The 25198-nt window shown below is 58.7% G+C and carries 25 protein-coding genes and 2 tRNA genes; 20 read left to right on the top strand and 7 right to left on the bottom strand.

Annotated elements, in window-relative coordinates:
• Positions 1-7 precede the first annotated feature (7 nt).
• On the top strand, positions 8-430 hold the full coding sequence (locus tag PSH03_RS29745; protein WP_238691066.1) for an HIT family protein: 423 nt from the start codon (positions 8-10) through the stop codon (positions 428-430).
• Positions 431-505: 75 nt separating this feature from the next.
• On the top strand, positions 506-1150 hold the full coding sequence (gene msrA, locus PSH03_RS29740) for a peptide-methionine (S)-S-oxide reductase MsrA (protein WP_308194407.1): 645 nt from the start codon (positions 506-508) through the stop codon (positions 1148-1150).
• 321 nt (positions 1151-1471) lie between these two features.
• Here the strand turns inward: msrA and PSH03_RS29735 are convergent, their stop codons facing one another.
• Positions 1472-1963, bottom strand: coding sequence for a hypothetical protein (locus PSH03_RS29735; RefSeq protein ID WP_238691065.1), 492 nt, complete (start codon positions 1961-1963; stop codon positions 1472-1474).
• A 372-nt stretch (positions 1964-2335) separates the two neighbouring features.
• Entirely contained in the window at positions 2336-2635 is a 300-nt protein-coding gene (locus tag PSH03_RS29730) for a hypothetical protein (protein ID WP_238691064.1), read from the bottom strand.
• 958 nt (positions 2636-3593) lie between these two features.
• On the opposite strand from PSH03_RS29730, the gene PSH03_RS33115 reads away from it, so the two are divergent.
• The 4 genes from PSH03_RS33115 to PSH03_RS29715 all read left to right on the top strand — a co-directional run bounded on the left by PSH03_RS33115 (position 3594) and on the right by PSH03_RS29715 (position 5526).
• The gene (locus PSH03_RS33115; RefSeq protein WP_372494921.1) at positions 3594-3917 is read left to right on the top strand and encodes an HNH endonuclease; all 324 of its coding nucleotides are present in this window, start codon (positions 3594-3596) and stop codon (positions 3915-3917) included.
• 270 nt (positions 3918-4187) lie between these two features.
• Positions 4188-4637, top strand: a complete 450-nt coding sequence (locus tag PSH03_RS29725; protein WP_238691063.1) for a phage terminase small subunit P27 family — start codon at positions 4188-4190, stop codon at positions 4635-4637.
• Between the two features lie 496 nt (positions 4638-5133).
• A tRNA-Trp gene (locus PSH03_RS29720) sits at positions 5134-5204 on the top strand.
• A gap of 248 nt (positions 5205-5452) precedes the next feature.
• Positions 5453-5526: transfer RNA gene (locus PSH03_RS29715), tRNA-Pro, on the top strand.
• Between the two features lie 282 nt (positions 5527-5808).
• Here PSH03_RS29715 and PSH03_RS29710 read toward each other — a convergent pair.
• The 3 genes from PSH03_RS29710 to PSH03_RS29700 all read right to left on the bottom strand — a co-directional run bounded on the left by PSH03_RS29710 (position 5809) and on the right by PSH03_RS29700 (position 6712).
• Positions 5809-6108 (bottom strand): hypothetical protein, encoded by a 300-nt coding sequence (locus PSH03_RS29710; RefSeq protein WP_238691062.1) that lies wholly within the window; start codon positions 6106-6108, stop codon positions 5809-5811.
• Positions 6105-6338: a hypothetical protein gene (locus PSH03_RS29705; protein WP_238691061.1), complete on the bottom strand. Its 234-nt coding sequence runs from the start codon at positions 6336-6338 to the stop codon at positions 6105-6107. Before PSH03_RS29705 ends, PSH03_RS29710 begins: the two co-directional genes overlap by 4 nt.
• 71 nt (positions 6339-6409) lie before the next feature.
• Entirely contained in the window at positions 6410-6712 is a 303-nt protein-coding gene (locus PSH03_RS29700) for a hypothetical protein (RefSeq protein WP_238691060.1), read from the bottom strand.
• A 310-nt stretch (positions 6713-7022) separates the two neighbouring features.
• On the opposite strand from PSH03_RS29700, the gene PSH03_RS29695 reads away from it, so the two are divergent.
• The 14 genes from PSH03_RS29695 (at position 7023) to PSH03_RS33110 (ending at position 24016) form a co-directional block, all read left to right on the top strand.
• Positions 7023-8759: a terminase large subunit gene (locus PSH03_RS29695; RefSeq protein WP_238691059.1), complete on the top strand. Its 1737-nt coding sequence runs from the start codon at positions 7023-7025 to the stop codon at positions 8757-8759.
• A gap of 183 nt (positions 8760-8942) precedes the next feature.
• A complete protein-coding gene (locus PSH03_RS29690; protein ID WP_255751256.1) occupies positions 8943-10871 on the top strand; it encodes a phage portal protein in 1929 nt (642 codons plus the stop codon).
• 139 nt (positions 10872-11010) lie between these two features.
• Positions 11011-11694, top strand: a complete 684-nt coding sequence (locus PSH03_RS29685) for an HK97 family phage prohead protease (RefSeq protein WP_238691057.1) — start codon at positions 11011-11013, stop codon at positions 11692-11694.
• Positions 11695-11782: 88 nt separating this feature from the next.
• Positions 11783-13006 carry a phage major capsid protein gene (locus tag PSH03_RS29680; protein WP_238691056.1) on the top strand — a complete coding sequence of 408 codons (1224 nt, stop codon included), beginning with the start codon at positions 11783-11785 and terminating at the stop codon, positions 13004-13006.
• A 319-nt stretch (positions 13007-13325) separates the two neighbouring features.
• On the top strand, positions 13326-14126 hold the full coding sequence (locus tag PSH03_RS29675) for a hypothetical protein (protein WP_238691055.1): 801 nt from the start codon (positions 13326-13328) through the stop codon (positions 14124-14126).
• Entirely contained in the window at positions 14123-14548 is a 426-nt protein-coding gene (locus PSH03_RS29670; RefSeq protein WP_238691054.1) for a hypothetical protein, read from the top strand. The genes PSH03_RS29675 and PSH03_RS29670 overlap by 4 nt, the downstream gene beginning before the upstream one ends.
• Before the next feature lie 142 nt (positions 14549-14690).
• A complete protein-coding gene (locus tag PSH03_RS29665) occupies positions 14691-15659 on the top strand; it encodes a phage tail tube protein (protein ID WP_308194406.1) in 969 nt (322 codons plus the stop codon).
• A 442-nt stretch (positions 15660-16101) separates the two neighbouring features.
• A complete protein-coding gene (locus PSH03_RS29660) occupies positions 16102-16422 on the top strand; it encodes a hypothetical protein (protein ID WP_238691052.1) in 321 nt (106 codons plus the stop codon).
• 126 nt (positions 16423-16548) lie between these two features.
• Entirely contained in the window at positions 16549-18693 is a 2145-nt protein-coding gene (locus PSH03_RS29655) for an RNA-binding protein (protein ID WP_238691051.1), read from the top strand.
• Complete coding sequence (locus PSH03_RS29650; protein ID WP_238691050.1) at positions 18690-21749, top strand: hypothetical protein; 3060 nt, start codon at positions 18690-18692, stop codon at positions 21747-21749. The genes PSH03_RS29655 and PSH03_RS29650 overlap by 4 nt, the downstream gene beginning before the upstream one ends.
• A 66-nt stretch (positions 21750-21815) precedes the next feature.
• Positions 21816-22334 (top strand): hypothetical protein, encoded by a 519-nt coding sequence (locus PSH03_RS29645; RefSeq protein WP_238691049.1) that lies wholly within the window; start codon positions 21816-21818, stop codon positions 22332-22334.
• A 315-nt stretch (positions 22335-22649) separates the two neighbouring features.
• On the top strand, positions 22650-23471 hold the full coding sequence (locus PSH03_RS29640) for a peptidoglycan recognition protein family protein (RefSeq protein WP_308194405.1): 822 nt from the start codon (positions 22650-22652) through the stop codon (positions 23469-23471).
• A 9-nt stretch (positions 23472-23480) separates the two neighbouring features.
• Positions 23481-23768: a hypothetical protein gene (locus tag PSH03_RS29635; RefSeq protein WP_238691048.1), complete on the top strand. Its 288-nt coding sequence runs from the start codon at positions 23481-23483 to the stop codon at positions 23766-23768.
• A complete protein-coding gene (locus PSH03_RS33110) occupies positions 23765-24016 on the top strand; it encodes a thioredoxin family protein (RefSeq protein WP_372494920.1) in 252 nt (83 codons plus the stop codon). Before PSH03_RS29635 ends, PSH03_RS33110 begins: the two co-directional genes overlap by 4 nt.
• Positions 24017-24079: 63 nt before the next feature.
• Here PSH03_RS33110 and PSH03_RS29630 read toward each other — a convergent pair whose 3' ends face one another.
• On the bottom strand, positions 24080-24274 hold the full coding sequence (locus PSH03_RS29630) for a DUF397 domain-containing protein (protein WP_238691047.1): 195 nt from the start codon (positions 24272-24274) through the stop codon (positions 24080-24082).
• Positions 24271-25086 carry a helix-turn-helix domain-containing protein gene (locus PSH03_RS29625; RefSeq protein ID WP_308194414.1) on the bottom strand — a complete coding sequence of 272 codons (816 nt, stop codon included), beginning with the start codon at positions 25084-25086 and terminating at the stop codon, positions 24271-24273. The genes PSH03_RS29630 and PSH03_RS29625 overlap by 4 nt, the downstream gene beginning before the upstream one ends.
• Positions 25087-25198: the final 112 nt, after the last annotated feature.

Raw genomic sequence — 25198 nt, 5'->3', positions numbered from 1 at the left:
TGGCCCGATGAGCGGTTGCGTGTTCTGCGGGATCGTGACGGGCGAGGTGCCGGCGTTCCGGGTGGTCGACACCCCGGACGGGGTGGCGTTCCTGGACACCCGGCCGGTGTTCAAGGGGCATGTCCTGGTGGTGCCCCGGGTGCACCTGGTGACCCTGCAGGAGTTGCCGGCCGACCTGCTGCCCGACTACTTCGCCATGGTTCAGCGACTGGCGGTGGCGGTGGAGACCGCCCTGGGCGCCGGTGGGACCTTCGTGGCGATGAACAACAAGGTGTCCCAATCGGTGCCCCACCTGCACACCCACGTGGTCCCGCGTACCAAGGGCGACGGGTTGCGGGGCTTCTTCTGGCCACGTACGCGGTACGACGACGACACCGAGGCCCAGACGTACGCGGACCGGATCGCGGCGGCGCTCCCCGGCGGGGCCTGACTCACTGTCACCCGGGTAAGGAAGGTGGACCCTCCGGTGTTACACGCTGGGAGTGGTACGAGAGGAGATCCCACCGTGTTTTTGCGCCGTATGAACGCCGATATGGTCTCGCCCGACCAGGCCCTGCCGGGCCGTCCGATCGCCATGCCGGTCGCCGACCGCCACGAGGTGCTGGGCACCCCGTTGAAGGGCCCGTTCCCTGAGGGCCTTCAGGTCGCGGTCTTCGGCATGGGCTGTTTCTGGGGTGCCGAGCGGCTGTTCTGGACGCTGCCCGGCGTCTACACCACGTCCGCCGGTTACGCGGGTGGCATCACCAAGAACCCGACGTACGAGGAGACGTGTTCCGGCCGGACCGGGCACGCCGAGGTCGTCCAGGTGGTGTACGACCCCAGCAAGATCAACTATGAGGATCTGCTGAAGGTCTTCTGGGAGAACCACGACCCGACCCAGGGCATGCGCCAGGGCAACGACGTCGGTACCCAGTACCGCTCGGCGATCTACACGACCACCGACGAGCAGCGGACCATCGCGGAGTCGTCCCGGGACGCGTTCCAGCCGATCGTGACGCGGGCCGGCAAGGGTGAGATCACCACTGAGATCGCCCCGCTCGGCAGCTACTACTTCGCCGAGGACTACCACCAGCAGTACGCCGCAAGTAGTAGTAACGTGTGCTCCCCCACCGGGTGTGGGTTGCGCCTTGACGTCAACTACCCGGGGTAACCTCGGCTCCGTGGAACGGGGCTACCTTCGGGAAGGGTGCGATGCCGATATACGAACGAATATGTGCAGTGTGCGACACCTCCGATGATGTCAAGTGCTACACGATGTCGTCTGGTGCGGAGACAAGTACAGCGATGCTGTGTACCACTCACGGTAAGCCGATTGATGATCTGATAGCCGTTGGACACACGGACCCCAGGACGTACCGTCCGGTTCAACAACAGCTCAGGGACAGGGATAACAGAATCATCCCCATTGAGGAACTATAAAACCCAGAACCCCCCCCACACCCGAAGGTGTGGGGGGGTTCTGTATGGGTGCCTAGAGTTGCGCCTCGATAGCGTCGGCAATCTGCGCGAACGTCCGACCGTAGTCGTTGTGGTGGGAAAGCGGGGCGGTAACACCGTCGATGGTGACCATGGGATCCCAGTCCGCTAGCCCCATCCAATCCTTCACCGCGTCGGGAAGATGAGCGGTTTCATGACTGAGGTAAACCCACTCACCGTCGCAATGCTGATTGGGCTCGGGAATGACGTTGTTCTTCACTGCCCGGTCACAGGCAACCCCGAGGCAACAAAAGTGATCGTCAGCGTCCCGAAGAGTGTTCTTCCCCTGGGTGTACTTCCCTGACCGAAGATCAGCCACCCACTCAGCCTTACGCTCCGGGTTCATCGGAGGGGTTCGGTAGGGCTCCGGGTCGGGAGCCCGATCAACCGTAACCCCCTCGGTGTCCGTGACGAACCGGACCGGTTGGTCATAGGGAATCAGCTCAGACAGATCATCGTCCGGCATCACAGGCACATCAACGGCCATCGGTGAATTCCTCCATTGAGGTTAGGTGCCATCCACGGCACAACGGGTGGAAGTAGTAACGGCGCTCGGAGCGCCCGTGAAGCTGAGCCATCGTCAACGCGATGTGAGCGTCAAGCCGGTCGGGATACCGGAGTTTCTTCGGGGAGTAGTGAAAGCACCACCGAGGTTTAGCCGTCGGCATTCACTCGGGATCCCAGCCGATTGGACGCTCAGACGGAGGAAGGGCGTTCACCGACTGAACCAGCCTCAGGGATTCGGCAGCGACCACAACCCGCCAATACCGTTCAGCCGCTGGGTTGCGTTCGCGCTGAGACGCGGCCAGCATCATGGAAGCCCAAACGACACCATCGGTTTCCCTCTCGACACCTTCCATTACCACAATCCTTCCGGTCCAATGTTGGTTTCGTGTATCTCTCGTTCAATGGGCATCAGCAGCCCTTTGAAGGTTGGTCCGATCTTGATAAGCACCGGTTCGTATCCGTCGGTCATCAACACGTCCGCCATACGCTCAGACTTATCGGCTTTGACCTTGGCGAACCGCGACCACAGCACCGGGTCTAGCGTCATGACACCTGGGATCACCCCAGGGCGTTTCTCCGCTGCCCCGATGATGTCCGTTAGCCGGTGGTGCAACTCAAGTTGTTCGGGGCTGAGGTGAACGGGGACCGTCACCGGGTGACACCCGATGGGCTCCACTGTCAATCCGTCGGAGCGAACTTCAACGGTCGCAACAACCTTCTTTGCTTCACGGGCACACCGCTCTAGCGCTAACAGATCATCCCGACCGACTAGAACGTCAGTGGGTTCCCCGAGGAACCCGGACGCCTTGGCGAAGTCCGTACCGGCGGCGTACGAATCGGTGCCCGAGGTGTAAACACCCTGAGGGGTGACCCGGATGAGAGCCAACGGGATGGGGGATCTAGCGGGAATGAACGCGTGAGCGTTGTAGAAAGCTCGGGCTACGTCGGGTGCATCGACGGTTGCCCGGATCACCGGATATGACGGCTGAGGTACAAGTCTTCGAACAACTCCACCAGCCGCCTAACGTGCTGTTTGGCTACGCCTTCTCCCTGGGTGCTCAACACCCGTTCCACGGACGACACAGCGGCTGGGTACGTCCGGTGGTCAGTGAAGCGCCCCAGGGGGCGGAGAAGGTCTGACACCGGGGTCACTGGTGGTTCCCAGCGTCAGCGACCTTCCGGATGCCCTCAGCAGCCTTGAGGCGCTTCCGCTCCATTGCCTCTAGGTATGCCTGACCGATGTGCCCTACGCGGGGCGTACGGGGCTTCCTACGGCTGTTCTCCACGCTGAACCTCCCTGACGTTGGACATCTACCCTTCGGGACCGTTCAAAGGGGCTCCGGTGTGGGGACACCGTCACCCCAGGGTGGTCCGTCGTGGCGCTGAGAAGACGCTACGACACAGGTTCTCTGGGTCCGTCGGGGTTGCGTGACCAGCCCAAACCCCGTGTGTAACCCAGATCACACCGTTATTCGGTTCGCCCCGTACCCGAACCGAACCCGTATATATAGTGAGGGGTAAGGGGCACGGAGTGACCCGAGCCCCGAACAACCTACATAGATAGCAGCGCCAACAAAGGCGCTGCCTATACCTATATAGGTAATACACTAGTGACCCCCAATCAAAGGGGGTCACCTATATACAGTAGTTGTACCAAATGCAAAACCCTAATACCACTAGGGGAAAGTCGGTGCACCAGACACCGACCCAAAAGAACCCATGTACTTAGCTCCACTCAGCGCGGATACGACGCTGAGTATTTACGCAATAGAGCTACCATCCTAGAAGGTAGCCCATTATGCGTACTGTGTAACCGTCGTATAGCCACGACGGCAGACCACATTATCCCCCTATCTAGAGGGGGTACTAATCAGATACACAACCTCAGACCAGCGTGCCCCAGGTGCAACAGTGGCAGGGGCAACCGCTTATAGAGCGCATACTATGACGAATGCTATACAGTAAAACGCATAACCATTCTGCATAAAGCATCACATAATATGCACACAGCACCTCCCCAGGTCACAGGGGAGGGGGGGTCAAAAAGGACATCCGGCCCATAAGCCAGACCCACGCTCTTAGGCGCGTGTGTGTCGCTGCGGATCTTGCCGGGTTCGTGGGAATTCGCCACGGGTTTTATACATTCTGGCCGTATATTCTCGGATCGGCTCGAATGGTTTTATGCATATTTTGGAGGTGACAGTATGGCGGACAGGAAGCCCGCAAACGTTAAGCTTTTGCACGGTAATCCCGGGAACCGTTCTGTCACTTCGTCGCACAATTCAACGACGGGGATTCCGAGGCCACCCGCTGACCTTAAGGGGGAAGCGTTCGCGGAATGGTGCCGTATTACTTCGTATTTGGCTAAGGTTGGCAAAATCGAATTGGTCGATTATGCCGCCCTGGTGGTTTACTGTTCCGCTTGGGAAATGTTCGATGATGCCCGAGCGTCGTTTCAGGAACACGGTTCTTTGATCCCCGGTCGGGATGGCGGTTTGGTGAAGAACCCCGCTGCCCAGATTATGCGTGACGCCTCGGACACGATGTTGAAGTTTGGTGGCCGTTTCGGGTTCAGCCCGAAGGATCGGCAAAACCTGGGGATCACGTCGGATGATGCCGACGAAGATGACATTGAGCAGTCGCTAGCCGGCTAGCGTGACATGCTGTCGAGGTTGAGGGCTCCAGAGTGTCCAGAGGTGCCGTAGGGGCTGTGCCCGCTACCATCCCGGTCATGGTCTACCGAGAGTGCCCAACCCCCAGGAAGAAGCGGTTCCCCTCGGAGCGCGCGGCGCTCCCGGTGGCGGCATTGATCACCACTCGGCTACAGCAGAGCAACCCAGATGACCGAGGCGTCACCCCGTACCCCTGTCCGGCTGGTGAGGTGTGCGGCTGGTGGCACCTACGGCGCATTGGCTCCCGGTGGTCGGAGAAGGAAAAGCGACGGAACCGTAACCCCGAGGGTCACCGGGCTAAGAAGAAACGCGACAAAGCCGCGTACCGGGAGAAGAATCCCGAAAAGTATCGGGCTCAACGGGCAGCCCAAAAGAAAGCGCGTAAGGCTAGACGTCGTCAAGAATCGACGGTTGAGGGTTGAGGGCTCCGGGTTCCTGGGCGGAAACCCGTTCTGAGCCCTCCCCTAGCGTCTTTCCGGGGGGTGAGCGCTGGTTGTGTCGGTGAGCCTCCAAAGCTCACGCGTGAGGGTTCGAATCCCTCCACCCCTGCTCTAACCGTCGGCTTTCGATGCGGTCCAGGTGCAACCGGATTGCCTTTAGCCGCTTCCATGCCGTCATGGTGCTATTCATGGTGCTGAGGACGTACACAGACGCCTCTATCGGCGGTTGGTCGTTTAGCTCTTTGTGGAGCTGTGCCAAGGCGTAAAACTTCGGGGTGGTCTGATTCCCTCCGAGCTTCAAACACTCCCGGACGCGTTGGACGTACAACCGTTCATCCATCGGGACATCTTAGCTTCGCTACCGTAGCTCAGTGGTAGAGCGGACCCACTTGGGGTCAGTGTCGGCGGTTCGAATCCGCCCGGCAGCGCCAACAGAGAAGGGCACCCCCGGAGGGGTGCCCTTTAGGTTGTTCGACTCAGTCTATGACGCGGTAAACCGTCTGCCCTTGGAGCCCTGACGCGGTGCCCCCCTCGGCGAACCGGAATGTTACCGTTCGTTCGCTTTCCTTGGGGTCACGGGAGGAAACAGACCAGCGGTCAGCAACGGTCTTGATTTCACCGTCAATTAGGATCAAATGTCCTATCTTCGTTTCGTTGGCGGTTTGCGGTTCCGTGCGAATGCCATTCATCGGGTTCCCCTATGGTTTGGTTCCTCAGACGTCCCGGGCTTCCCCGAGCATTATCGACGTTTGCAGAGTCGGATCGGTCACCGACGGATGCGGTCGGGGTTCACGGGGCGGCAACGCCCATCCGATCACTTCAAGTTCTTTGATGTCGTCCTGATCTCCCCTGTAGTTCCGAGTGAACACCCCGGTTCCGCCGTAGCGCCAATTAACCTCAACCAACTTAAGCGCCTCGGTGTGGTAGCGCCTCACGGTCAAGACACGTCCTAGCCTGCCTTCAAAGCGGACCCACATCCCTTCTTCAATTCGGATGGGTTCAGCGCTGGTCATCGGGTGCGCCTCGGGGTGTTCTTGAAGCTCGGACGTTCGGCAGCCTTCACCAGCGTCATAGAAAGCGCGTTGGTGAACAGGGATACCCCAGTGATGTCGTGCTTCAAGTAGAAGGAATGCGGCCCGATGGCGGCCACCAGCGAAGGTGTGGTGTCAACAACCATGTCAACGGTGTACGTACCTTCGTACCCCTCGACGGTCACGACGTCGCGGCGCTTAAATTCGGTCACTCTCGGATCCTCTCAGGATGTTCGGGGCGACGGAAGGGGAGCCCCGGAGGGCTCCCCTGGTTCAGTCGGTGCTACAGCGCCACATCTTCAACGTCGGTCGCGACGACTTCCCCGACGTTGATCAGTTCACCGTCCGGGCCTTTGCGCCCGTACCTGACAACCCCCTCAGGGGTGAGCCCTTGAAGCCGGAACCAGGCACTACCGATCTTGATTCCGATCCCAGTGGGAGCCATCCACAGCGCCCGAATGATCAACGCTTCCGCTTCGGCGCGAAGGGTGGTGGTTGCGCCCCCAGAGAACCACTCAAGTACCTCAAGGGCCTTGACGTCATCTAGCAGCCGCTGCCCAGCGTTCAACATCATCTTTGCGGTCACCTCCCGTTCCACGGGGGTGCCGGACCGGTAGAGGTTGGCAGCGACGTCCGTCCGCCCGTTGTGATCAACAACAGCGACAGGGCTTACCTGGGTGGCGACGGTGTCAGGGCTCGGATCAACGGTGGCTCTACGGCTAAACACGGGGTGTCCCCCTCTGCTGGTTGGCGTAGCTGACCACGCGACAGTAACGGTAGATGTTCAAAGGTGCAACACATACACCGGAGGTGGTGAGGCTTTGGAGTTGTCCCCGTACGGTCCGGCCGACGCTGCCCCTGGGGTGTTCCGGTGGTCGGAGCCCCGAGCGGACCGGGTGGTCAGGTTCATCGAATCGTATGTGGTTCACACGAAGGGGCGACACGCTAGAGCCCCGTTCATTTTGGCTGAGTGGCAAAAAGAAGAGATCATCCGCCCCCTTTACGGGACAGTCGCCCACGATGACCAGTATGACGAATGGGTTCGACAATACCGTATCGCGTGGCTAGAGATGGCACGCAAAAACGGTAAGTCAGAGATTTTGTCAGCGTTGGCGTTGTATCACCTGATAGCCGACCACGAAGAATCCGCTGAGGTTTACTCGGTCGCTGCTGACCGGGATCAGGCTTCGTTGGTCTACAACACCGCTAAGCGCATGGTTGAGTTGTCGCCTCAATTGGCGAAGCGCATCGAGATCATCGACAGCAAAAAGCGGCTGGTTTACGCCAAGACGAATTCCTTTTATCAGGTGCTTCCCGGTGATGCCGCCGGTGCTCTGGGTACCAACCCGAGCGCCGTTCTTTTCGATGAAGTCCTAACCCAGCGAGATCGTCACCTTTGGGATTCGCTACGACAGGGTTTCGGTACGCGTAAGGAACCGTTGCTTATCGCTGCCACTACAGCCGCGTACACCACTGCTCAATTCGCGCTAGCGGAACATGAGTACGGTGAGATGCTGATGAAAACCCCATCAAAAGATCCGGCCCGGTTTGTGTTTATGCGGAACGTTGCGCGTGACTGGGATTGGACCGATGAAGGGGAGCCACCGTCGGATAAAAACCCGAAGGGGACAGGATGGTATTACGCCAATCCTGCCTTGGGGGACTTCCTTAACATCAACAACCTTAGGGCTGAGGCGAAGGAAGCTGCTGAGAAGCCCAGCGCTCAGAACAGTTTCAGGGTGTTCCGGCTAAACCAGTGGGTCAGTCAGGCTGAGCGTTGGCTAGATATGGCTGTGTGGGATGCCAACGGCACCGACACATTCAGCCGTGCCGATTTGCACGGGCGTGAGTGTGTGGCTGGTCTAGACCTAGCTTCTACCCAGGACTTTACCGCGTGGTGCCTCGTTTTCCCTGGTAGCCCCCATGATCCAGAGTCGGACGGCTTCACCGTCGTCCCCCATTTCTTCGTTCCTAGGCACGCTATCGAGGCCCGGACGAACATCCGTGACCGGATGGAAGAATGGGAACGCTCCGGGTTTCTCACGGTCACTGAGGGGCGCGTTACGGACTATGACGCAATTGCCGACTGGGTCACCAGGGACGCGGAAGAATTCCGTATCCGGTTGCTCGGTTATGACCCGTGGAACGCGACTCACCTAATCAGTCAGCTTGAAGACCGGGGACAGCAAACCGTCAAGGTTCCGCAAACGGCACCACGATTGAATGACCCCTGTAAAGCGCTTGAGTCGGCTTTATCTGAGCGTCGACTGTGGCACTCGGGGAATCCCGTGTTGCGTTGGATGGCGGACAACGTCGAACTTGAGATAACCGGAGACGGTTTGATGAAACCGTCAAAGCGCAAATCCGGGGAGAAGATTGACGGTATTGCAGCGCTGATTACAGCGCTGTTCTGTGCTCAGGTCCCGATCGAATCGGTCCCCGAAGTCACCTTCATTCCGTTCGACGACGTCGACGAAGTCGATAGAGACGGTCATCCGGCCGATTCGTTGGATGCATTCCTAGAAGAGTGGCAATCCGACGGTGTCAAGTGGACCGATGAAGACGATGAAGAATTTAGGAGGTTCAGGGATGCGGAAGCGTTTTACGCAAATCGCTTCCGTCGTGGCCCATAAGGGTCCGCCGTTGCTCTTTGAGCTTGGCGGTTTGGCTCTTATCTCTACCGGCTTCTTTCTAGTAGCCCCGTTCCTGGGGTTCATGGTTGCTGGTGCGGCACTCTTCGGTGTCGGCTGGGCTATGGACGGTAAGCCGTAGTGGGGCTGAGAAACCTATTTGAACGTCGGGCGGTAGACCTGACGATGCCCTCTGACCGCTGGGAAAAGGAATTCCCCAGCCTCACAGGCGCGTTCAGAACCTTCTCAGGACGTCGGGTGTCCCAGCATCAAGCCCGACGCATGATCGCTGTGTATGCGTGCCAGTCATATATTGCCGACAACATCGCTACGTTGCCGGTGGATCACTTCCGCCGGACGAAGACCGGACGGGACGAAGTTCCCTCAGCCCAGTCCCCCAGGTGGATCCGCCAACCCAACCCGTTCCAAACGTCGGTTGAGTTTTGGCATCGGGTGTTGGTGTCGCTGCTGTCAGACGGTAACGCGTTCCTTGTGACCCTCCGGAACGAAGACACGGGGCTAGTGGAGGCGCTGTATTGCCTCCACCCGAAAGACGTCGAGATCATCGAGGGTCCGCTAGGGAACAACAAGTACAACTTTGAGGGCACCGAGTACGACCGGTCGGAAATCCTCCACATACCGGCGTTCACTCACGACGACGAACCCCGAGGGCTCAGCCCCATCGACGTAGCCCGGGAAGCTATTGGGCTGGGTTTGACCGCTGAGGAATTCGGGGCACGGTTCTTCTCCCAGGGCACCACGATGGCCGGTGTCATCGAACACCCCGGGAAGCCCGAGCGCGACGAAGCGCGGTTACTCCGGGAGATGTTCCGGAAGACACACGCGGGTACGCGCAACAGTCACGCCGTCGGGGTGCTCACTGGTGGAGCATCCTTCAAGCCCATCACCATCACTCCGGAACAGGCTCAGTTTCTAGAGACGCGAAAGTTTCAAAAGACTGAGATTGCGCTGTTGTACCGGGTTCCGGCGTACATCGTTGACCCCTCGGTCACCTCGACGTGGGGCAGCGGTATCGAGGAACAGCGTTCGGCGCTTGTCTCTGACACGTTCCTTCCGTGGGCTATTCGGATTGAACAGGCAATCTCAACGTTTTTGCTGCCGGGTTCTCAGTTCATCAAGTTCAACTTTGATGCACGGATGCGCCCGAAGACTGCTGAGCGCTATACCGCTTACGCCGTCGCGGTGAATAACGGGTGGATGACGCTTGATGAAGTTCGGAAGCTTGAGGATTTGGCTCCGATTCCGAAGGGGCTCGGGGGAAAGCACTTCCGGCCAACGAACCACGAAGTTCTAGGGGAACCCCCTCCGGAGCCTAAGGCTGTGGCACCTCCCCCGGAGCCTGAGACGGACACAGACGCTACAGACCAGCGGCACCTACCCGGAGGGCACAACCAAAAGACCCACGGGCGGCAGCGTGGCCGGTGGCGGAACGTCTCGGTAGACGAATTGCGGTCCGAGCGAATTGAGCAAGAAAAGCGCACAATCCTCAGCCAATCGTCGGCGCTGTTCCCGTACACCGAGGATTACGCGGAGGAAGTTGCGCGAAGCATCGTTAAGAACGAACTCCCGGACGGGACCGTTGTTCACGTCAACGGAGATGTCCGGGTGGTGAACCGCGCTGGGAAGGCTTCCGACGAAGCGGTTAAGGAAGCCATGACCGAGCTAGAGAAGCTAGCGAAGACCCAGCCACTCCCAAGGGGTGTCGTCGTGTCGTTTAGCGAAACGAAGTTGACGAACGCTGATGCAATCACCGACGGAAACGGGAACATCGTACTTTCGAGCGCTCTGGACAACACTGATCCGTACGGGGAGTTTGGTCAAGCATATTTGATGCCAAGCGCTGCCGACGGTTCGAAGATTCGTTACGTCATGGCGCACGAATACGGACATGCCTTGATGCATTCCACTGATCCCCCCCGTTCAACGGTTAAGGAATATGCCCGTGACAACGGAGACAGCCTTTCTGAGTACGGGCTCAGCGATCACAAGGAAGCGTACGCGGAGGCGTTCGCCGAGTGGTATTTGTCGGGCGGCACCACCGACAACGAAGCGGCACAAAATTACGCTAAGGGGTTCGGGTGGAAGAAGCCTTGATTGTTGAGACGTTCGAAGATTCCCCAACCGAGGGGAAGCTAGAGGACATGGATAACGCAACCTTGGGCGCGTTGGCATTCCGGAGTGACGCGGCACGCGCTGAGCTGCGTGCCCGGATCTTAAAGGAGAAGGGAGGGCAGTGAAGCCGGAACGGCGCACAGTCACCACCGAGTTTGAATACCGGTCCGAAGGTGACAGCCTTTACATCACCGGGTATGCCCTCAAGTGGGATACCCGGAGTAAGAACCTGGGTGGTTTCAAGGAACGCGTCTCTGAGAGTGCGACTAAGAAGACCATTCAAGAGTCGGACATCCGAGCCCTGTTCAACCATGATCCAAATCTGATTCTGGGTCGGAACCGCTCGGGGACGCTGAGGCTCACCGAGGATTCGACTGGGCTTGAGTACGAAGTCACTGGTGACCTTCGTCAGTCATACGTTCGGGATCTGTCGATTGCGCTTGAGCGTGGAGACGTCAACCAATCGTCTTTTGCGTTCCGCACTGTCGGTCCCGAAGGTGATTCGTGGGACGAAGACGAAGACGGGTTTTTGCTGCGGACCCTCCGAGAGATCCAACTCTTTGACGTGTCGCCGGTGACGTATCCGGCGTACGAAGACAGCACCTCCGGGGTTCGGCAACGAACCCTTGAGATTGTGGCTGAGAGGCGCAATCTTCCGATTGATGTTGTGGAAGCTGATTTCCGCAACATCGTTCTAGGGGAACGAAGTGAGCCGGGCTCTGTTGAGGGCACCACTTACGCGCTTCCCATTTACGACTTGCCGGTTGATCCGGTGGTCGCACTTATGGCGCTACGAAGCCGGTAACCCACTTCACCGCTAACAGCGGAGCGCAACGCCGTACCCGACTGGGGCGGCGTTTTTTTATTCCCTAGAAAAGAGGGTTGTTTACCTAATGGATTTTGCTGAGATTGCAAAGAAGGCGCTTGAGCGGCGTGCCACTCTCGTTACTGAGATGCGCGCGGTCGACGCTGACGCGACCCTTGGTGCCTCTGAGAAGTCGGAGCGCATCGAGAAGATTGACGGTGACATTCGGCAGCTTGAGACTGAGGCGTCTACGGCTATTGAGCGCGGTGAGCGTGAGGCTCGGGCCTCTGAGCTTGCGGAGCGTGCCGGGAAGCTTGTCACCCCTCGGGACCGGTCGGAGCGTTCCGACGGTGGTGTTGGTGCTGAGCTTCGCGCTGTAGCCCTGGGCGAGTCTCGCGGTTTTGATCTGGTGACGTCGGGTGACTTTGACACTCGGGCCGCTGCTGGTGCGAACACCGCTGTTCTGACTAATACCGCTTGGGCCGGTACTACGGTTCAGAATAAGTTTGTGGCCGAGATCCTTGAGTCTCTGACTGAGTCGTCTCCGATCCTTCAGGCTGGTGTTCGGATTGTTTCGACCACCTCCGGTGAAAAGATGGAGTGGCCGGTTAAGAACGGCAAGCTGATTGCTGCTCAGGTGGCTGAGGGTGTTGTTTACCCCCGGTCGAAGGGTAGCTTCACCCGGTGGAGCATCGATAGCTACAAGTACGGTGTTATCGCTGAGGCTACTGCGGAGATGCTTAAGGATTCGGCGCTTCCGCTTGAGTCGATTGTCGCTGGTGACCTGGGTGAGGCTATTGCCGACGCTACTAACCTTGACTTTCTTAAGGGCGCTGGCACCGCCGGCCCTCACGGAATCGTTCCGGCGACCGTTCTGACTCAGGCTGCCACTTCGGCGACCGTGGTTAACTACGATGACCTTATCAAGATGGAGCACGCTATTAAGCCGAAGTACCGGACGCGTGCTAAGTGGTACGCCTCGGATGACTTTGCGCTTAAGGCCCGGTTGGTTAAGGACCTTGAGGGCCGGTATATGTGGCAGGATGCGGTTACCGCTGGTGCTCCGTCGCTGTTCTTCGGTAAGCCGGTCATCCTCGATACGTTCATGGATAGCTACGCCATTTCCAAGAACCCGGTTATTTTCGGTGACTTCTCTAAGTTCCTGGTTCGGTTCGTCGGTTCGGTGAACATTTCCCGGTCGGATGAGTACGGCTGGGATGCGGATGTGGTCGCGTGGAAGGCGAACGTTCGGGTTGACTCGGGCCTGACTGACGCTGCCGCGTTGGTCAAGATGGTGACCCCGGCGGCGTAAGCCAAAACGTTTAGGGGCACCCCTTCGGGGGTGCCCCTTCTCTTTGCACCTATCACCCTTTGGAGTTTGAGTGACTGAGATTCGAATGACTGGGAACCTGTTTCAGGGTTCCCGTATGAACGGGATCCTTCTCCCCCGTATCGGTGAAACTGTGGTTCTTCCGGACGGTGACGCTGCGATCCTGGTTGAGCGCGGTTACGCCGTTGTCGTTGAGGCTGAGACGGTCGACGCGGCTGAGACGCGAATCGTTGAGGCACCGGAAAAGCGGACCACCGGCCGTAAGCCTCGGGGCTAAGTCATGTACCGGGTAGGCAGAAAGGTGGAGCTGAGGCACACGTTCGCCTCAGATGACGAACAGCCTTTGACGCCTGAGTCGGTAACAGTGACGGTGACCCGTGAGGGTTCCGTCACCCCGGACGTTGAGGGCTCAGCCATCCCGGACAATGACGTTTGGTCGTTCGCCGCTGGTGCGCTCCCTGAGGGGGTGTACTCGGCTGTTTGGGACGGTGGAGCTGAGGCGCGCGACACCGAATGGTTTGAGGTAACCGGGGGGTTGCTGTTCACGGTCGCTGAGGTTCGGGCTTCCGATGCGGAGCTAACAGCGAACCGTTGGGATGCCGCCTCCGTGGTGCGTGGTCGGAGTCGGGTAGATGCGGAGTTTCACCGGATCACCGGCCGATCGTTTGTGCCCCGTACCCGGACCGTTCAGGTAACCGTGTCGGAGGGTTCCGCATGGTTGCCATTTATGGACGTCCTGAGCGCCACCCTAAGCGACTCTGAGGGAACGCCGGTACTCGACTTCACCTCTGAGCCCGTAGGGCCTTTCACGGCCATTTCAGGGCTCTCGGATGGGGTGTATACCGCTGAGGTTCGGTACGGCTTCCTGAGTGTCCCCGATGACATCCGGGGTGCGGCACTGTTGCGCCTCCGGGTGCTGCTGTTCGGGGAACGCTCTGGGATTCCTGACCGCGCGACGTCATGGCAACCCGCAGAGGGTGGCACCTACACGCTAGCTACGGCAGGCATCCGGGGCAGCCTCACCGGCATCCCCGATGTCGATGCGGTTCTCACCCGGTACCGGCTGTCGGTGGTCGACGACGTCCTAGGGGCGGCACTGTGACCACCCGGACCCTTGAGGTTAAGTCGGCGCTCAAGACGATTGCCGACGGGATGCCCCTGGTCGACGCTGACCGCGTTCAGGTGACGTACGGCTTCCCGGTCCGTGACATCGAACGCCGCTGGGTCGGTGTCGGCGCTGTGTCTTGGGACTCCGTTGAGTGGAAGACGAACCGTAGCCGCGAAGAGAGATTTCGGGTTGCTGTCGTCTTCTCCGTTCAGGTGCCCGGAGGCACCTCCCAGGAAGCGGAAGCGTACGCACTTCTTATGGCTTCCGATTTCGAAACGGCGGTATCTGCTGATCCTTCCATCGGTGGTGTTTGCGTCACATCAACTTTTTCCCCCAGGTCGCTTCGTTCGTGGCCGATTACTGAGGCTTACGAAGCCCAGTTTGAAACGGAGGTGACGGCGGTTTGTCGTCCGTAGTTGTTTACACCGGTCATGCCTCCGCCGTTAGTGGTGGAGGCTTTTTGTTTCCCCGTGGAAAGCCGGTCACGGTGCCGGACGAAGTTGCGGCATCCCTCGGGTCCGCTTTCAAAATCACGAAGACTAAGGGGGATGACGCGTAGTGTCGTCTGTTCACGATTCTTACCTAGGCATGGCTGAGGAAGTCACCTATGGCACCGGGGTTGCACCAGCCCGGTTCGTTGAATTGGTCAACGAATCGTTTGCTGGTTCCTATGAGCGTATCGAGTCGGAGGCGTTCAGGGCTGGTCAGCGGGTTATGCACCGTGACCGGTTTCAGCCCAACCCGAAGGGCGCTGAGGGCTCCGTAAAGCTTGAGGGTCTAGACAGCGGCCTCGGGTTGCTGTTGAAGCACTCGATGGGCGCGGTTGCGTCTGGTGCTGTGTCTGGTGGTTTTACGCCTCACACGTTCACCGTCGGGGACCTTAAGGGCAAGTCACTTACCGTTCAGGTTGGTCGGGTCGACAACAGCGGCACCCTCCACCCCTTCACCTATGAAGGTGGAAAGGTCACCGATTGGGAACTCAGCAACGCGGTTGATGGTGTCCTAGAAGCTTCGTTTGATCTCGACTTCAAGTCGGAAAAGATCGGCGCTGGTGCTGGTGCGTACGCCGTTGCTACCCCGACGTATTCGACCACGGGTCAGTTGTTCACCTTCGTCGGTGGCTCGGTGACCCTTGGCGGAACCGCGTTCCCGGTGTCGGACCTTTCTGTCAAGGCTGCTAACAACCTTAAGACCGATCGTTGGTCGACGGTGGGTAAGCGTGAGCCTTTGGAGGAAGGTAACCGCGAATACACTGTTGATCTTAAGGGAGAGTTTGAGGGGTTGACGCACTCTAACCGGGTTGCGTCGGCTATCGCTTCCGGGACCATTGCGACCCTTGAGTTTTTGTGGGCTTCGCCCCAGGGTGGCGAACTCAGGGTTTCTATGGGTGCCGTTCGGTTCGATGGTGATGGCACCAACTTTGATGGTGCCAAGGTGATGGAACAGTCGCTTAAGGGCGTAGCGCTCTGGGATGGCACCACTTCTCCCGTGACGATTGTTTACAAAACGAAGGATGCAACTCCCTAATGGGTGGCACCGTAACCATTGAAGGGTTGCGGGATTTTCACCGAGCGCTTCGGGAGCTAGATAAGAAGTTTCCGAAGGCCCTGAGGGATGCCAACTTTGATTTGGCGTCCGAGGTGGTTAAGCGCTCAAAGGCGCGCGGTCTAACGGAAGGGGGTGTTGCCCGGAAGGCTTCTAAGTCTCTCCGGGCGGCACGCTCCGCTAATTCGTCCGTCGTTACCGGCGGCGGTCCGGGATATCCGTACTTCTTCGGCGCTGAGTTTGGCGCTAAGCAATACCGCCAATTCGAAACTTGGCGAGGTAACCAGTGGGAAGGCTGGGACGGTGGTCCCGGATATTTCCTTCACCCAGTAATCCGAAGTGATGCCCGCGAACTAGTGGCCGCTTATATGAAGCGCCTCGACGCGTTGGCCGACGAAGCCTTTAGTTAAGCATAGGAGGATTTGTGTCCGAGACTGTTGATATTGAGCTGAACCCCGATGATTTGACGTTGGGTGACCTTGAAGACTTTGAGACGTACGTCGGTGCTGGTCTTGACGAAGCGGTGAAGCCGAAGCCGGTATTCGACGATGACGGCAACCGCGTTTTTGATGAGAAGGGCCGACCGGTGTCTCAGACCCGGATCCCCACTAAGGCCCTGGTGGCGCTGGTGTGGCTGGTGAAGCGTCGGGAAACCGCCGGGTTCACTATCGCTGACGCTCGGGATGTGCGGGTTAATTCGCTGGTGCTCACGGAGTCGGATACTGCCGACCGGGGAAACGACTAAAGCGGCTAAAGGATCGGGCCGCGTTTTGTCACTTCTACGGTATGACGCTCACTGAGGTTAACCGTATGACGATTCTTGAGTTTGAAGCTTTCGCAACATACATGACCGAATCCCGGAGGGGGTCTAATGGGTGACACTAGAACCCTTCGGGTTGTGGTCGCTGGTGATGGTAAGGGCGCTGAGACTGCCGTTCGTCGCGTCGGTGACTCTATTGAGGAACTAGACAAGAACACGAAGGTAGCCGACAAAACGTGGGATCAGTTCAACTACCGGGTTAAGTCACTCGGCACAGTCTTTAAGAAGACTGGGGAAGCCGCTGAGGCTTCCATTAAGGCAGCGGACACGACGCGGCTAGACGAACAACTAGTGACCGTCTACGACCGTGTTGTTGAGCTGAATAAGAAGTTTGCCGAGACTGGTGAGCGCGACGTCTTCAAGAAGCTCCGGGACGACAAGCGGCTGTTGACTCAGTTGCGGAACGTCCGGCTAGAGCTAGCCAAGACCGACGGCACCCTAGAGGGGTTGTCAAAGTCCGGCGGTAAGTTCGGTATGGCGCTCGGTGTTGCCGCTGGTGAAGCGGCCACTAAGGGGCTCGGGGCTTCGTTCAACACTCTCCCCCCTCAGGCTCAGGCTGGGATTGTCGCTGGTGTTATAGCCCTCGGTGGTGCTGTAGCTCCGCTGCTGGGTGGTGTGATCGCTGGTGCCATCGTCGGTGGTGTCGGTATCGGTGGTGTCATTGGTGGTGTCGCTATCGCTGCCCGACACCCAGCGGTGAAACAGGAAGCGACCTATTTAGCTACGGCGTTCGCTCAGACGATGGAACGCGCGGGTTCCGCATTCGTCCCTGAGACGATGAAGGCGCTTCGTAAGATCACAAACGAAGTTCGTAGCCTCGACGGTGACTTTCAACGAATCTTCGCTCAGGCTGCCCGGTACGTCGAACCGCTAACGGACGGCGTTATTGGGTTCGTCAGGAACCTTCTCCCCGGGGTTGAGAGCATCATCGGGAAGGCTGGTCCCGTCATCGACGAACTAGCTTCCTGGGGTCCGAGGTTGGGGACGCTGCTCAGCGACGTCTTAACGATGTTCGCTGAAAATGCCCACAACGGCGCTAGAGCCCTAGCGATGCTGTGGACAATCTTTGAGTGGGGTATCCGGATTCTCGCCGGAAGCATCGACACCTTAGCGACTACCTACGGTTGGTTTGAAAAGCTCGGGGCTGTTGCTACGGGCAACGTGAGTAAGCTAGCGGCGCTCTCAGCCGCTGAGGTGCAATCGGAGCAAAAGACGGATGGGCTCGGCACCTCCCTACAGGATGTTGTGTCAACCCTTGGCGCTTTCACCTCGGGAGCCACCGAGGCCGCTAAGCCCGTTGAGACGTTGGCTCAGCAAATGAACCGGTTGGCGGATGAGAACCTGAACGCGCGCAGTAGCGTCCGGGCCGCTAAGGAAGCGGTCGACAACGCGTCAGCGGCGTTGAAGCGGAACGGTGCCACTCTGGACACCAACACCGCTAAGGGTAGAGCCAACGAAGCGGCGCTAGACGAAATCGCACGGTCGTACCGTGCCGCGTCTGAGGCGACGTTGAAGCAAACGGGAAGTCAGCAACAGGCGAATGTCGTTTTGGATTCGGGACGCGCGAAGTTCATTGCGCTCGCCGACAAAATGGGGTTGTCGGCTGGTAAGGCTAAGCAACTAGCCGACCGGCTGTTTGGTATCCCGAATGTCAACAGGAACGTCACTGTTGCACAGGCTAAGGCTCTCGCTAACATCCGGGCTGTTCAGCAAAACTTGGCTAAGATCAAGTCTAAGAACATCACCATTGGCGTTTACTACAAAACGAACGGTGACCTTAAGGTTCCGGGTGGAACGCTGTTGAAGAACGCCGACGGTGGTTTGATTCGCGGACCGGGCACCGGGACGTCTGACAGCGTCATTAGTCGACTGTCTAACGGTGAATACGTCCTGAGGGCTGCTGCGGTGCGAAAGCTCGGGGTCGGCTTCCTCAACACCCTCAACTACGCGGACCGTCCGGGGAGCGTTACGACTGGGTTCGCTGCGGCGACTGTTGCCCGGATGTCGGCTGCTGGTGCGGACTTGGCGACCACTGGTGGTGGCTCTGAGGGCTCCGGTGGTGTCGCGGTTCAGGTGACCGTTCATGTCGGGGGGCACGTCACTACCGAACGGAATCTTGCTAAGGCAATCGCTTTGACGGTCCGAGACGAAATCGCTCGGAACGGCTACAGGAACGGGGGGAAGACGGGTCTATGAGTAAGCCGTTAGCGCGGTTTGAAGTCGCTTTCCGAAGCAACATCAGCGACCCAGCCCCGAAGTGGGAAGACGTCTCGGAGTACGTCAAGGCTAGCGATATTCGGCTGGGGCGTACGTACGAACTTGACAGGATTGAAGCGGGAACCGCTTCCTTTGAGCTAGACAACGCGGATGGCCGGTTCACTCCGGGCCGCTACGGCGTTCGGCAATTCAACGAAACCTTCGGGGCACTAGCCTCTCCGGTTAGTGCCCCTACGGGCTCCCTGGTTGATTTCACGGTGGACTCCGGGGTGTGGACTGGGGTGAACACCCGTGCCACTGGTGCGACTGTGGAGCCCATCCCCGGTGGAGGCGTTCGGGTTGTGACTACCGCAACGATCACTAGCCAGAACATCAAGGTAGCTCGGTATATCACTCCGGGACCTGGGGTCACGGTTAGGGTTACCGCTCGGGCTCGGGCTTTTGTCACAGCCCCAGCCGACGGCGCAACCGATGTCTATTTCAATGTGTACCACCGGGACGCGGCTGAGGCTCCCGTTCTTCCGACGATTGGAACGACTGCCAACTTTAGTGGTGGTGAGTGGAGGACGTTGACGGCTGAATTCACGATGCCGACACTTGCGGAACAGCCGACGTACGCCAAGACGTTCATTGGTATCACGGGCCGGAACAGCGCACCCGCTGACAACGAAAAGCCGTTGAGCCTTGAGGTTGCGTATGTCCAGTTAGAGATTGCTGGGCCGCACGCTCACGGCATTAAGCCTCGGAAGCCTGCCAGGATTTACACCGTCCATGACGATAACTGGTTGCATTACGAATCTGTCAACCCGGTCCGGGCGGACCTAGACCGGGCACGGATTAACGCGTGGAACGGGACGGTTGACGGTGTCTCTATTCATGCGTCACCGAGCCAAGGCCGGGACATCTGGAGGTTTGCGCGTACCAACGGGGGCGTTCAATGGGGTTGGTTTTGCGGCATCAACGATGCCTCCGACTGGGTACGGGTCACCCCTGGGCAACTAGTGACGTTCACCGGGGACATCGGGAACGCGGCTGGTTTCAGCGCTTCGCCAACCATTCGGCTTGTGGTGAGTTTCCGATCGGACGCCACCGGGGCTTTCGGTGGTGTCTCTTACAGCACCCCGTACACCGACACGGCCATTCATAGCGCCTCTGTTTCCTGGGTTGCCACTGGTGCTGGTTACATTCGGGCCGGTGTCATCTGTGACGCACCGGACGCCAACATTGGGGCTTATGGGTTCAATTTCAAGCTGAGACTTGACGGGGTCGGGACTCCGACGGTTGGCGCTGTGTCGGGTAAATACCCGGCGTTCTCTGGGTTTATTGAGAAGTGGACTCAAGAGTTTGACGGTGTTTTGTCGACGGTCACAGCTCAGTGTGTCGACGCGTCAAAGTTGCTGAGCCAACCGCTCAAGACAACGTATCGGGCTGCCGTTCATAACTGGTGGAAGGCTAACGTTCAGGGAACGACGTCAGAGAACGCGTTTTGGTATTGGCCGTGTGTGGAGGCGTCCGAAAACGTTGAGGCGTCGCCCGAGATTGCCGGGCTTTCGTATCCGCTGACAATCTCATCGACCATTGAACCGTCGGGGTCAACCTACGGGTTCACCACCGACAAAACCATGGTGTACTCGGACGGAGAGAATTCGGGTGGCTTCACTGCCACCGGTACCGACCCAGCACCTTCCGATCAGGGTGGAGCGCTCAAGTTCGTATTCGGGTCGCGTCCTAGTCTTCCGTCAAGCAACTCTTACACCGTCGACTTTTGGTACCGACCCCAGGGGCTACCGGTCAACCCCTACGGTCAAAGTTTGTTCAATAGCAAATGTTCTGATTCGTGGGCTATGAGTGGTCGGATAACGTGGGCTTCCATCCGAGTCATTGACTTCGGGGGTGCTCAACGGCTTTTGTTCGTCGCCCGGTCGATGGACGGTGAAAGCGTTGAGACGGGCCTAGTCGGTCCAGCGTTGGCGAGGAACCAGATTTACCACGTTGGGATGCGTGTGGCGAAGAACGGCAGCAACGTCACTATTTACGCTTACATCGATGGTGCGCTAGTCGGATCGGACACCATGGTTGTAACGGATGAGACGAAGCTTATTCCGCCGATCAACGCCGAATTCATGGCCGAATACGCCCCCGAATTGGCTGGTGTCGGGAAGGGCTATTACCAACCGGCACGGGGAACGATGAACCATATTGTTGTCGGGTTTGATATTCCGGCTGGGTTTCATGCTGCTGTTCATCCCTTCGGGGATGACATTCCGGAACTTGATACGGCACGACTTACCCGGGTGTTGGACGCTGCCGGATGGCAGGGTGGAAGGATCCTCGACGCTGCCCGGTCGGTTCTGTTGCCCGCTAGATGGGATGCCGGGGCGGACGCCTTCGGAGTCATCCAAGATGCTGCCGAATCAGCCGGTGGTTACGTCTACATAGCCGCTGCTGGGGAGATTGCGTACCACAACCGCACTCGACGTATGGGAGCCCCTGTCAGGTGGCCTGTTGCCGAGTGGACCGACGGTGTTCGGTTTGAAGTTGATGAAGCCCGGATCTACAACGTCATTCGCGCTGAGCGTGTCTCGGGGTTGTTCCGGGAAGCACGCGACGAAGCTTCCATTGCCGAGTACGGGCCGAAGGGCCTAACTGTTCGGCGTGACGTCAATGATCCTGCTGAGGTGGCGAACGCCGCGACTTGGCTGTTGCACCGGTACGGGGAACCCGCGCCCAGGTGCGACACGTTGAGGGTGGAGGCGCACACCCTGAACGGGGACGGTGATAGCGCCCTTATCGGGTTGGCTTACGGTGCCGCGTTGTCTGACCGGTTGATGCTTTCTGGGCTCCCTCCGGAGGCACCAGCGGATCAGATGGATTTCTTTGTGGAGGGTCTATCCATAAGCATCGAACGCGACGGGGACGTTTGGCGCTGGGTCACGGACCTTTCCGTCTCTGACGCACAACGGTCGGAAGCTTGGGTTTTGGAAGACGAAACGTCCGGCTACCTCGACACCGAAAGTTGCGTTGTCATCTACTGATTAGGCACACGGAAAGGGGTTCCCTTCGGGGAGCCCCTTTTTTGTTGCCCGAAAGGAGGTTCCCTTTTGGCTATCCCGTCTCTTGAGGGGTTTGCGGCCGGTGAAAAGGTCGCGGCATCCAAAATCACTAAGCACACCAAAACCGCTATTGAGGAATCGGTTTATTACAAGCCGTTCTGTCAACTGAACCAAACAACCCCCCAGTCGGTGACTACAGGAACGACCGTTGTACGGGTCACGTTCCAAGCGGTTGTTGATGACACCGACAGTATGGCCGATTTGGCTAACAACCGGATTGTGGTTAAGACTGCCGGGTTGTACCGGGTTACCGCCCAGATGAATTGGCCTGTGAATGCTACCGGCCACAGGGTTATTCGACTATACGTCAACGGCGGAACCTCTCGGGCTGAATACGCAACCTCGGGCACCCTTTCGTTTGAAACCCGAGGGCAAGTCACCGCGTACGCGCGGGCTTCCGTGGGGCATGAAATCACCTGTTCCATTGCCCAGACGTCGGGCGGCAGCCTTTCAACGGCTACAACCGGTTCCCCGTGTTGGTTGGCCGCTGAGTGGATTTCCCTGTGACGGCATTTGAATGGGTCGGCGCAATCGTCGGGTTGCTGGTTGCTGTTCTCACCGTGGCAGCGGCTATAGGGCTGGTGTGGGCTCGGTTCCGCTCTACCGCCGACGAAGCAACCGCCGTCATTTGGCGCGGCGAAGCTGAGGCGCAAAAGGCGCGCGGTGACCGGCTTGAAGCTCAGCTAATGGACCTGAGCAGACGCGTTGAGTCCCTTGAGCATGAGAACCGAACCCTCAGGGCTCTCCACGATTCCCGCGAAGAAATGGCAGCGCTTCGGCATGTCATGACGGACGGGTTCACGACGCTAGCGAACCTTCTAAATGAGAGGAACGGGAATGGCTCGGATTAAGGGAGCAACTTACGACGGTCCCCCGAAGGGCTACAGCACCTCGGGCGCTAAGAAGATGTACGTAGCTTGGCACAACACTTCTAACGATGCTTCACCGGCTGCTGAGGCGAGTTACGCGAAGCGGCGAACCGATAAGGTGTCCAGCCACTTTTACTGTGACCCGAAGACGGTTATTCAGTCGCTAGATACCGCACACGACGCGTGGCACGCGGGTTCCTCCACCGGCAACCGTAAGGCTGTGGCGCTTGAGTTGACCGGCGGCAATTCGTGGTCTGAGGCGTATTGGCGTTCCGTCATCGATCGGGTTGCGCCGGTAGTGGCTGAGGTGTGCCGCATTCATGGCATCACCCCACGGTTCCTTAGCGTCGCTGAGGCGAAGGCTGGGAAGCTCACCGGTTTTGTCACTCATGACGATATGCGCCGGGCTTGGGGCGGCACCTCCCACACCGACCCCGGACCAAATTTCCCGAAGGCGTACGCCGTTGCTGCGGTTAAACGTCACATGGACATTCCGACGGCACCGGTTGTGAATCCTCCGAAGCCGCCCACTCCCCCGGTCACTGATTGGACGGTGAAGCTGATTATGGCGCTCCCGATGGTTGAACGAAACTCCAAGGGTCAAATTGTAAAGAACGTTCAGGGCCTTTTGAACGCTCATGGTTATTCGCTCAAGATTGATGGGGACTTCGGTCCGGCCACTGATTCTGCGGTGCGGAGTTTTCAGAAGTCACGAAAGCTTGTCGTTGACGGTGAAGTCGGTCAGAAGACTTACACCGCGCTAATTACTAAGTAAGGGGTGTCGATGACTGGTTTCCGTAAGTACGCCGAATACCTCCGGGGGAACCCGGTGGTGTTGCTAGACCTGATGAAGTACGCCGCTGTCGTCGCTGTGCTGTTCGGGCTCCCGATCCCCCCTGGTGTTGATGTCGCTGTCGCTGGTGCGGTATTGGCGGTTCTCACCATCATCACCCGGTCCCGGGTGGTGGAGGTTGGGAAGCACACCCGAGAGGTTGAGGACGCTTTGGCGACTCCGGTCCCGACTCAGGATGAGTCTGGGGAGTCCGCTTACCTTCGGGAGATCGGCGCTTGAGGCTGTTGAAGTTTTACGCCGATTGGTGCGACCCCTGTAAACGGGTCGGGCCGCTGGTGGATGCCATTGCGGCTAAGGCGTCTGTTCCCGTGGAACCCGTTGACGTCGATGAATCACCTAGCGTCGCTGAGGTGTACGACGTCCGGTCGGTCCCGACGTTCGTGTTACTCGACGGTGACCGGATTGTGTTTCAGGGCAGCGGAGCCCAGTGCATCCCGGCCCTTTCTACGGCACTAAAAGGCGTCTAGATAGACGACAACCCCGACCCCCTTTCATTGGGGGTCGGGGCTTTTTGTCGTTTCAGGGGGGTGTCAGTTGTGCCGCTTCAAACCAGCGACGAACGTTGCCCAGCCCTGGGGGTTGAAGGTGAGCGCCGGCCCTTCGGGGTCTTTGCTGTCGCGAACGCCGACAACACCGGGGATGTTGTCGGCTACCTCGACGCAGTCACCGTTACCGCTGCCGTTGCTTTTGGTGGACTTACGCCACCGTGCACCATTGAGGATCATTTGTCCTGTTCCTTCCATAGTTCCCGCGCTGCTGACGCGGTGACGTCTCGTGACTCGGCTGGGCTTAGCGCCATGGCTCGGAGGTGGTCAAAGGCTAGGGTATAACGTTGGACATCAACCGTAGCTTCAACCGGGGTGTCCCCTGTCAAGGCTTCGCGGAACGCTACGGTAGGGAACTCTCCAAATTCCATGATCGTAAACGCGCCGTTGAGCCCCGGGTGCCACGAAACTTGGGAGGGGAGTACCTGAACGGTAACCCCCGGTAAGGGTTCAGCCAACCGCTCAAGTTGTTCGGCTAACACCTCAGCCCCTCCGATCCGTCGGCGCAACAGGCTTTCATCGAGAACAACCCATAGAGGAAGTTCACCCTTCGTGACCCGAGTTTGACGCGCCATCCGCGCAGACACCAACCGGTCAACTTCCTCGGGCTCTGTTCGGGCTGGGTCACCAGCGAACAACGCCCGTGCATACGCCTCGGTTTGGAGTAGTCCGGGGATGATGCCCCAAGCCCACACCTGTAGCGCCGTAGCCGACGATTCGAAACCAATGTAAGCGGACAGCGATGGTGTAATTGCGTCCCGAAAATCGTTCCACCAGCCGCGTTCCCGACCAGCCCGCGCCAGTTGCCATACTTTGTCCTGTTCCACGGGATCTGTGATGCCGTACAAGTTCAGCATCAACAACAGGTCCCCTCGGGACACCGGGGATACAGCGTTTTCGATCCTGCTGACCTTCGGTTGAGAGCTACCGAGGTGTTCGGCTACCTGTGTGGTGCTGAGCCCGGCAGTCTCCCTCAGGTCTCGCAACATCATCCCAACCCGTCGGGCCGCGACGTTGCCGGGGGTGCGTCGTCTGGTGGTCACGCGCGGATCCTACCGAGCGACACCACAGCGAAGTGTGCACCTCGGAGGGGTTGCCTAGTCA

The sequence above is a fragment of the Micromonospora salmantinae genome (assembly GCF_022230905.1).
GTDB lineage: Bacteria > Actinomycetota > Actinomycetes > Mycobacteriales > Micromonosporaceae > Micromonospora > Micromonospora salmantinae.
Note: the sequence above shows the minus strand (reverse complement) of the source record. Positions and strands in the feature narration are given on the sequence as shown.

Excerpts from the sequence above, each read along its gene's own strand:
- PSH03_RS29745 (WP_238691066.1), top strand. The coding sequence starts at position 8 with ATGAGCGGTTGCGTGTTCTGCGGGATCGTGACGGGCGAGGTGCCGGCG.
- PSH03_RS29735 (WP_238691065.1), bottom strand. The coding sequence starts at position 1,963 with ATGGCCGTTGATGTGCCTGTGATGCCGGACGATGATCTGTCTGAGCTG.
- PSH03_RS29725 (WP_238691063.1), top strand. The coding sequence starts at position 4,188 with ATGGCGGACAGGAAGCCCGCAAACGTTAAGCTTTTGCACGGTAATCCC.
- PSH03_RS29710 (WP_238691062.1), bottom strand. The coding sequence starts at position 6,108 with ATGACCAGCGCTGAACCCATCCGAATTGAAGAAGGGATGTGGGTCCGC.
- PSH03_RS29690 (WP_255751256.1), top strand. The coding sequence starts at position 8,943 with ATGCCCTCTGACCGCTGGGAAAAGGAATTCCCCAGCCTCACAGGCGCG.
- PSH03_RS29680 (WP_238691056.1), top strand. The coding sequence starts at position 11,783 with ATGGATTTTGCTGAGATTGCAAAGAAGGCGCTTGAGCGGCGTGCCACT.
- PSH03_RS29655 (WP_238691051.1), top strand. The coding sequence starts at position 16,549 with ATGGGTGACACTAGAACCCTTCGGGTTGTGGTCGCTGGTGATGGTAAG.
- PSH03_RS29650 (WP_238691050.1), top strand. The coding sequence starts at position 18,690 with ATGAGTAAGCCGTTAGCGCGGTTTGAAGTCGCTTTCCGAAGCAACATC.
- PSH03_RS29640 (WP_308194405.1), top strand. The coding sequence starts at position 22,650 with ATGAGAGGAACGGGAATGGCTCGGATTAAGGGAGCAACTTACGACGGT.
- PSH03_RS29635 (WP_238691048.1), top strand. The coding sequence starts at position 23,481 with ATGACTGGTTTCCGTAAGTACGCCGAATACCTCCGGGGGAACCCGGTG.
- PSH03_RS29630 (WP_238691047.1), bottom strand. The coding sequence starts at position 24,274 with ATGATCCTCAATGGTGCACGGTGGCGTAAGTCCACCAAAAGCAACGGC.
- PSH03_RS29625 (WP_308194414.1), bottom strand. The coding sequence starts at position 25,086 with ATGATGTTGCGAGACCTGAGGGAGACTGCCGGGCTCAGCACCACACAG.